We start from the raw sequence: 8,412 nt of genomic DNA on the forward strand, positions 1-8,412 counted from the left end.
ATCTTGCCGATAAAGAACTCAATCAAAAAAGAATTGATTCTTTTAAAACATGGTGGCTGGGGCAGGCGGTACAACCTTCACGTTCTATTCACGAGAAATTAGTGGTGTTCTGGCACAATCATTTTGCAACAGACACCAGCAACTCAGGCGATAAAATAAAAGCAAAGTTTTGGCACAATCATTATTTAACATTGCGCCAGCATGCACTGGGTAATTTTAAAGCTATGGTAAAAGCTATTACACTGGATCCTGCTATGTTATATTTTTTAAATGGAGAGAGTAATGTAAAAGGATCGCCTAACGAAAACTTCGCAAGAGAATTACAAGAGTTATATACCGTTGGTAAAGGCCTCAATTCAAAATACAGCGAAGATGATGTAAAAGCTGCATCACTGGTATTAACAGGCCACACCGTTAACCCAACTACATTTACTTATTTTTTTGATGCAGCAAAACACGATTCAACTAACAAAGAATTTTCTTCTTTTTACAGCAATAAAATTATTACAGGTTACAGTGGAGCCAATGGGGCAAATGAAGTGGATAATTTAATGGATATGATTTTTGCACAGGAAGAATTATCTAAACATATCTGCAGAAAAATCTACCGCTTTTTTATTTATTATAAAATTGACAGCAGTATTGAACAAACAATAATTACACCGCTGGCACAAATATTCAGGAATAACAATTTCAATATTCAACCGGTACTGGCAACATTATTTAAGAGCAAACATTTTTACGATCTTATTTATTCATCGGCATGCATTATTAAAAGCCCGTTGGATTTTGTAATTGATTTATGTAACGAGTACAGTATAACACTTCCAAACCCAAATGATAACGAAGCTACTTATGCTGTATGGCAAAGTATTCAGTACGAAGCAGGAGAAATGCAGCAGGAGCTGGGTGCAATACCGGAAGTAGCAGGATGGTATGCCTATTACCAGGAGCCGGCTTTTCATGAGTTATGGGTAAATACGGCAACCTACACCCGAAGAAATATTTTTACCGACCGAATGATTGCTGACGGTATTATGAACAATAATCAAACTATAGTAATTGATGCTATTGCCTTTGCCGATCAATTTGCAAATCCCCGTGATCCCAATTTATTAATTACACAATCGCTGGAAATTTTATTGCGGTATCCCTTATCTGAAAGTGCAAAAGAATTTATTAAACGTTCTATTTTATTAAGTGGCCAGGTACAGGATCATTACTGGACGAATGCCTGGGATGCGTATAAAGCCAACACTGCTGATGTTGGAAATAAAGCGGTTGTACAAAGCCGGTTAAAATCTTTTTATAAATATATAATGAACCTGCCAGAATATCATTTGTGTTAAACATCCAATTCCTTATCTATGCAAAGAAGATCTTTTTTAAAACAAACTATACAAGGTGCAATACTGCCTTCCATATTAGGCAGCATGTCGGTAAAAGCATTTGGCAACGCTGCTTTTTTACAATCGCTTTCCGGTGCCGATAATGATCATGTACTGGTGTTAATTCAATTAGCCGGCGGTAACGATGGTTTAAATACAATTATACCATTAGAATTTTACAGCGATTACAATCGTATAAGACCCAATATTGCTATACCTGAAAGCCGTGTTTTAAAATTAAATAACAATCTTAAATCTGGTTTGCATCCATCATTAACCGGTATGCAGCAAATGTATAACGATGAAAAATTATGTGCCATACAGGCTGTGGGTTATCCATCACCAAATGGTTCACATTTTCGTTCAATGGATATATGGACTACGGGTGCAGATGCAGAACAATATTTATCAACGGGCTGGGCTGGCCGCTATTTAAATCACCAGTATCCCAATTACCCGGTTGGTTTTCCTAATGATACTATGCCCGATCCATTGGCATTGCAACTTGGTTCGGTTTTATCCCCTGTATTTTTAAGCCCCACAGGTTTTGATGCACTGGCCATTGATGAGAGTTTGAATTTTTATAATTTAATTGATGCAATACAAGACCCAACACCCAATACGCCAAGCGGTGTGGAGTTGACTTATTTACGCACCATTGCAAGGCAAACTAACCGATATGCAGAAGTTATAAAAACTGCTGCTGCAAAAGTTACACAGCAAAGTGCTTACCCTGCCGATAATTATTTAGCAGCACAATTAAAAGCAGTTGCCAAATTAGTAGCCGGTGGGTTGAAAACAAAAATTTATATGGTAGGCATGGGTGGTTTTGATACACATGCTGGCCAGGTAAATGGCGGTAACACACTTACCGGTAATCACAGTGGGTTATTAAAACAGGTTTCCGAAGCAATTACTGCATTTACACAAGATCTTAAAGGTTTAGGTGTTTCAAAAAGAGTTTTGGGAATGACATTTTCAGAATTTGGAAGACGCATGCAAAGCAACGGAAGCTTAGGTACCGACCACGGCGCCGCACAACCCATATTTTTATTTGGCGATAGCGTTAAGCAGGGCATACTCGGTAAAAACCCTGATATGCCTGCAAGTGGACAGGCCATTGATAACGTGCCGATGCAATACGATTTTCGATCGGTGTATTCAACAATTTTAAGAGATTGGTTTTGTTTACCACCACAGGATGTTGATACCGTATTGCTGAAAAATTATCAATACCTGCCGGTTATAAAATCTACTGCATGTAATATGGATATGCAGGAACTTAATAATTTGGGTAGTAATTTAATTATCAATTACCCTAATCCATTTACCAATTCAACAAAAATTACTTTTAAAACCGAAGGTGGCCATACACTGGTGCAAATATTTGATACAGCAGGTAAAAGAATTGCAACACTGGCAGATCAACTTTATACAGCGGGTACTTATACAGTTACGTTTAACACCGCAACTTTAGCAAGTGGTGTTTATTATGCAAGGTTACAAAACGGTTCTTTACAGCAAGTACGGCCAATGCTAAAAGTTAGAGGATACTAATTATACTATTCAAAACTCCAAAACTGTATTAAAATAAACCAGATGAAGTGCTTTTTTAAAATACTGTTTTTTTTCTGCTTAACTTTTGCAGTTGAAAAAGCAATAGCGCAAATGCCTTTTGCAATACAGCACAGTACAGCCTGTGCAGGCACTTCGGTAATTTTTAATTCTACAGTTTTTGAAACAGCGCAATTCCCTGATACCATCATTTGGAAATTTGGGGATGCAGCAAGTGGATTATTAAATACAGCGAAAGGTATTCAGCAGGCTAATCATATTTATAATACACCAGGTACTTATATTGTTTCATTACATGTAGTTGACGCTGGCGCAGGCACCATTGATTTAACTGACACCATTACTTTTGTTTTGCCGGTAGTGCACAATTTTGGCCCCGATGTTTTTTTATGTGGAGATACAGGTACCTATATTTTAAATGCACCCTTAGTTGCCAATGCCATGTATGAATGGAACGATGATACACTTACCAAAGGGCCTATACTTGCAGTTAAAGAAAGCGGCGCTTATACAGTAAAAATAAATGGCTGCCAGGTTACGGATACCATTGGTGTTTTTTTTACTGCAGAACCGAAACTTGATTTAGGCAGAGATCATATAATGTGCCAGGGAGAGCAAATTTCATTAAATGCAACAAGCGAAAATGCAACCTATCAATGGTTGTTAAATGGAATAGTTTTGCCGGAAACACAATCACAGCTTGCTGTAACAGCACCGGGTGGCCGTTATATTGTTAATATAAATGTTGCAGGCTGCGGCGCATACAGCGATACAGTAAATATTAATTTTAGCAATTATGCTGCACCGCCATTTAATTTAGGCCCCGATACTTTATTGTGCCCAAAAGAAATTTTTAATTTAACTGCACATGTTAGTGGTGCAACAGGCTTTGCCTGGAGCAGCAAAGGTTTAAATGTAAATGATGCCGTAAATTATAATATTGATAACGATTCAACCATTACCATAAATAACGAAGGCCGGTACTGGGCATTTGTAAATATTGCCAAACAATGCGAAGTGGTGGACACTATGATTGTAAGATACCGTGGCAACAAACAATTAAATTTCAATGATACTTCTTTATGCCAGGGTACTACACTGGTGCTTGATGCCGATTTTGGAACAGGAAATTATAAATGGGAATCTATTCCACCGCAGCGTGACGATCAGAATAACACCAATCAATCTACCTATTTCATTTACAAGCCGGGTTTTTATGCAGTAACGGCAACGGTTGGCCATTGTATTTTTAACGACAGCCTAAATGTAGTTTTTAATGATACTTTAAAATTGGGATTACCAAAAGATACAGCACTGTGCAGGGGAGAAACATTTATTATAAAGCCGACTGCAAATGCAGCCGATTATAAATGGCAGGATGGAGCAGTGGGTGGTTTGTACACTGCAACTGCATCTGGCTTATACAGGATAATAGCGCAAAATGGTTGTGGCAGAGATACTGCACAAATAAATATTGTTTTTGAAAGTTGTCCCTGTGCTTTATTATTACCCAATGCATTTACACCAAATGGCGATGGGGTTAATGATAACTTCCGGCCTTTGCATGCCTGCGATATGACAGATTACAGCATGACGATTTTTAATCGTTATGGCGAAAAAATTTATTTTACTACAGATCCGCTCGAAGGATGGAATGGAAAAATAAAAGGCAGTTTATTAAATATGGGGGGCTATGTGTGGACGGTTATTTATACAAAACCAAGTACCAGACAACTTATACAAAAGCAGGGATCGGTTTTGTTGCTGCGATAACCTGTGAGGTTTATGCAGGGTATTAAAATTTAAAAACTCTTACATCAACAAATACTTTTTGAATTATAAAGTGTTACAAAACCTCACAGTTTTTTTTACCTTTTCACTCTCTCCCTGCCAAATATTATCCCTATTTTAAGATTAAAAGTAAAATAAGCATCATTGTTTTTGGCGTTGCCTCTCTGGTCGCCATCATTTGTAATATGGGTGGGGTCTAACTCGTACTGCCGGTCGTTTAATAACAAAGCATTAGTTATTTTTGTTCCTGTAAAATAATTGGAGTAAAGATTTGCATCAATATAATTGGTACTTACATCATCTAAATAATCGGTTGATAAAATACGGTAAACACATTCTGCCCTTAGGTTAAGCATTGGCGATAGTTCGTATTTAACACCAACACCAACAGGGTAACTCATTTGCTGCAGCTTATACGGTTTTCTTTTAGGATATTCTGCAAACCCTTGCCCTTCGGTACTTAGCGGCTGCAAATCAACCCACTTATTTAATAATTTAGCCTGTGGATTAAACGAAAAAAAACCAACACCGGCAACTATGTAAGGCGAGTACCTGGGCATCTCATCGTTTTCATCATATTTTTTAAAAATGTACAAAGGATGAATTTCTGCGAGGGCAGAAAATTCTGTAACAGAACTTCTAAAACTCAGGTTACGTTCGTACCTGCCAAAAGTAGTGGTTTTATTTTTCCTTAAAATACTATCATAAGCTTTTACCTGGCCAAAAGTTCCTTCAACTCTTATTGCAACAGCATTTTTAAAAATTGCACTTAAGTAGACACTTCCTGCTAATTGTGTGTTTCCAAAATTTAGATCCTTTATAAACTTTTTTCCAATGCCTTTATTTCCACCCAAATCTGTAAGGCAGTTCATTATACCCACCGAACCTCCTAATTCAAAAACAATGGGGTTGTCGTAATAGTTATTATCGTAAAAATAATACTGGGCAGTAGTTTTTTTAGAAAAGCAAACCAATAAAAAAAGAAGTGCCGTGGCTAATTGCAGTTTTTTCATGTAATAAATATCCTTTTGTATTAGTAATCTGGCCTGGCTTTATTGGGAGATATTGAATGGGATACAAATAAAGGGATTATTCAGCAATAAATATTCCACTCTTGGTTATTTGTTTACAAATTTCAAGATGCCTGGTAACAACAATTTGCTGCACCCTAAAAATTGTTTTTATTCGCTTATCTTAAAAATTAAAAAATCAGGGCTACTTTAAAATTAATAGAAAAGAAGGCGTCATTTTTTTGGGGATTCCCCCTTATATCCCCCGGGTTGGTAATGTGCGAAGGCGATATTTCATTTTGACGATTATGTAATGCTAAAGCCTGCGTTAACATATCTCCATTAAAATATTTTTGGTATAAATTCTTATCAATATAAGTAGTGCTTACATCATCTAAGTAATCAGTATTTAAAATGCGGTAAACACATTCTGCACTAAAATTAAAAAGCTCCGAAATTTTATATTTTATACCTGCCCCCAAAGGAAAATTAATTTGTTTTAATTTATAAACTTTTCTGTCAGGATATTCTGCAAATCCCTGCCCTTCTGTATTTAATGGATTAAGGTTAACCAAAGTGCCATTTAATTTTGCCTGGGGATTAAAACTAAAAAAACCCAAGCCTCCAAGCAAATAAGGAGAAATTCTTGGAAGGGTTTCGTTTTTATTATATTTTTTAAAATAGCGGGGATGAATTTCTGTAACCAGCGACAACTCAAAAATTGTACTCCTAAAACTGAGGTTTCTCTCATATCTGCCCGAAGTTGATTCTTTAACATCTTTTAGCACAGCATCACTTGCTTTTACAATTCCCCAGGTGGCCTCAGTTCTCAATACCAAGGCATTTTTATAAACCGCACTTACAAAAATGCTTCCGGCTGGTTGTGTATTACCAAGATTAAGGTCTTTAATAAACTTCTTACCATCTCCTTTACGGCCACCTAAATCGGTAAGGCAGTTCATTACACCAAGTGATCCACCAATTTCGTAGGTAACAGTATTGTAGTAATAAAGATCATCAGAAAAATCGGGTTGTGCAGTGGTTTGCCGGGGAATGCATGTTATTATAATAACCATACATACTGAAGATGCTAATCTTTTCATGAATTAAGGTTGCCTTTTAGTTAGAAATGGAATGATTTTTTAAAAGGATGGCCTGAATTTCAATGTTAAATATCAACCTTTTTTTTAATAGCAACAAATTTACAAACGCTTTTTAATCCGCAAATGCTGCATTTAGGGTTTCGTGCTGTACAAACATAACGGCCATGAAGTATAAGCCAATGGTGAGCTTTGTAAACATAATGAGCCGGAAAGTTTTTTATTAATTGTTTTTCGGCAGCTAAAGGAGTTGTTGCTTTTGTGGTTAACCCAATTCTTGCACTTACCCTGAAAACATGGGTATCAACAGCCATATTGGGTTGCTGATCTATAACTGAAGTTATAACGTTTGCAGTTTTTCTTCCTACACCGGGTAATTCAATTAATTCATCCACCGTCATAGGTACTTTACCATTAAATTTTTGCATTAACATATTGGCCATTGCAATTAAATGTTTGGTTTTATTATTGGGGTAAGATATACTTTTTATAAGAGGAAAAAGTTCTTCAAAACTTGCTTTACTAAGTGCTGCTGCAGTGGGATATTTTTCAAAAATTAAAGGCGTGGTAAGATTAACCCTTTTATCGGTGCATTGCGCCGATAAAATTACAGATACTAATAACTGAAATGGATTATCGTAAATTAATTCTGTTTCAGCATTGGGGGCATGCTGTAAAAAATAATCAATAACAAACTGGTAACGTTCTTTTTTGGTCATAAAAAAAATCCCACCACAAGGGCAGGACTAAATTACGTTAAAAAGATTACGATTTTAAACTGATGCAGAAAGTTCGCTAATAGCTTTTTCAGCATAATTTAAAATGTTATCAATAGTCTGCTGACTTGGCGACATTTGTAACGTTTCCAAATTCTTCTGAGCCAATGTAAGCTCTTCAAATTTTTCACGAAAACTCCAGTCGGTTTCCAAAGCAGCCTTTATTTCGACTGTTTGTTTTTGGGAAGTTTCATTATACAAATACAGTAATAAATCTTCCTGTGTAAAGTTGTGCATAAACAATAAAGTGGCTTGTGTTAAAAAATTAAATATCCATTATCCGTAATTATAAACGGTATTTTTACGGCGATATTGTATTTTAATACAAATTTATTTGCTTTCGGAGGGGGAGTTTATAATAAAGAGATCTTCATTATCTTTTTTCATCATATAGTTTTCACGGGCATATTTTTCAATGGTTTGGGCACTTGTTTTTAAAAAGCCAAGTTCTTTATGGGTTTCGGTAATTTGTATGCTTTGATATTGCTCGTTTTTTGTTAATTCTTTTGAACGATTTAATCTATCCACCTGCAAAAACAAATCATTTTTTTCAAAAAAAAGCATCCAAATTAAAAATGCTACACCAGAGATAAGGTATTTATTTTTAAGCCACGATGGTATGTGTTGTAAAAACTTCAAGTTTTTTGTTTAGAAGTTAGGGGTTTAGAAGTTAGGGGTTTAGAAGTTTAGAGTTTGCTTTAACCAAACTACAAAACTTCTAAACTCTAAACCAATATTTATTGACCAAATTTAATCTTTCCTTTTGGATAAA

8 protein-coding genes are annotated in these 8,412 nt (G+C 35.9%); 3 read left to right on the top strand and 5 right to left on the bottom strand.

The window, feature by feature from the left end; genetic code table 11:
- From ACY65O_RS08560 to ACY65O_RS08570, 3 genes are all read left to right on the top strand, one after another.
- A partial coding sequence (locus ACY65O_RS08560) for a DUF1800 domain-containing protein (protein WP_462220437.1) occupies positions 1–1,349 on the top strand: 1,349 nt, incomplete at its 5' end.
- 18 nt (positions 1,350–1,367) lie between these two features.
- Positions 1,368–2,945, top strand: a complete 1,578-nt coding sequence (locus tag ACY65O_RS08565) for a DUF1501 domain-containing protein (RefSeq protein ID WP_462220438.1) — start codon at positions 1,368–1,370, stop codon at positions 2,943–2,945.
- Between the two features lie 42 nt (positions 2,946–2,987).
- Positions 2,988–4,736 carry a T9SS type B sorting domain-containing protein gene (locus tag ACY65O_RS08570; RefSeq protein WP_462220439.1) on the top strand — a complete coding sequence of 583 codons (1,749 nt, stop codon included), beginning with the start codon at positions 2,988–2,990 and terminating at the stop codon, positions 4,734–4,736.
- Positions 4,737–4,831: 95 nt separating this feature from the next.
- On the opposite strand, the gene ACY65O_RS08575 is transcribed toward ACY65O_RS08570, so the two are convergent.
- The 5 genes from ACY65O_RS08575 to ACY65O_RS08595 all read right to left on the bottom strand — a co-directional run bounded on the left by ACY65O_RS08575 (position 4,832) and on the right by ACY65O_RS08595 (position 8,279).
- Positions 4,832–5,767: a hypothetical protein gene (locus tag ACY65O_RS08575; RefSeq protein ID WP_462220440.1), complete on the bottom strand. Its 936-nt coding sequence runs from the start codon at positions 5,765–5,767 to the stop codon at positions 4,832–4,834.
- A 188-nt stretch (positions 5,768–5,955) separates the two neighbouring features.
- Positions 5,956–6,867 (bottom strand): DUF6089 family protein, encoded by a 912-nt coding sequence (locus ACY65O_RS08580; RefSeq protein WP_462220441.1) that lies wholly within the window; start codon positions 6,865–6,867, stop codon positions 5,956–5,958.
- 65 nt (positions 6,868–6,932) lie between these two features.
- Entirely contained in the window at positions 6,933–7,583 is a 651-nt protein-coding gene (nth, locus tag ACY65O_RS08585) for an endonuclease III (RefSeq protein ID WP_462220442.1), read from the bottom strand.
- A 54-nt stretch (positions 7,584–7,637) separates the two neighbouring features.
- A complete protein-coding gene (locus ACY65O_RS08590) occupies positions 7,638–7,877 on the bottom strand; it encodes a hypothetical protein (RefSeq protein ID WP_462220443.1) in 240 nt (79 codons plus the stop codon).
- 93 nt (positions 7,878–7,970) lie between these two features.
- Positions 7,971–8,279, bottom strand: a complete 309-nt coding sequence (locus ACY65O_RS08595) for an FtsB family cell division protein (RefSeq protein WP_462220444.1) — start codon at positions 8,277–8,279, stop codon at positions 7,971–7,973.
- Positions 8,280–8,412 lie beyond the last annotated feature (133 nt).

Origin of the sequence: Ferruginibacter sp., from assembly GCF_031430955.1 — a bacterium.
GTDB lineage: Bacteria > Bacteroidota > Bacteroidia > Chitinophagales > Chitinophagaceae > Ferruginibacter.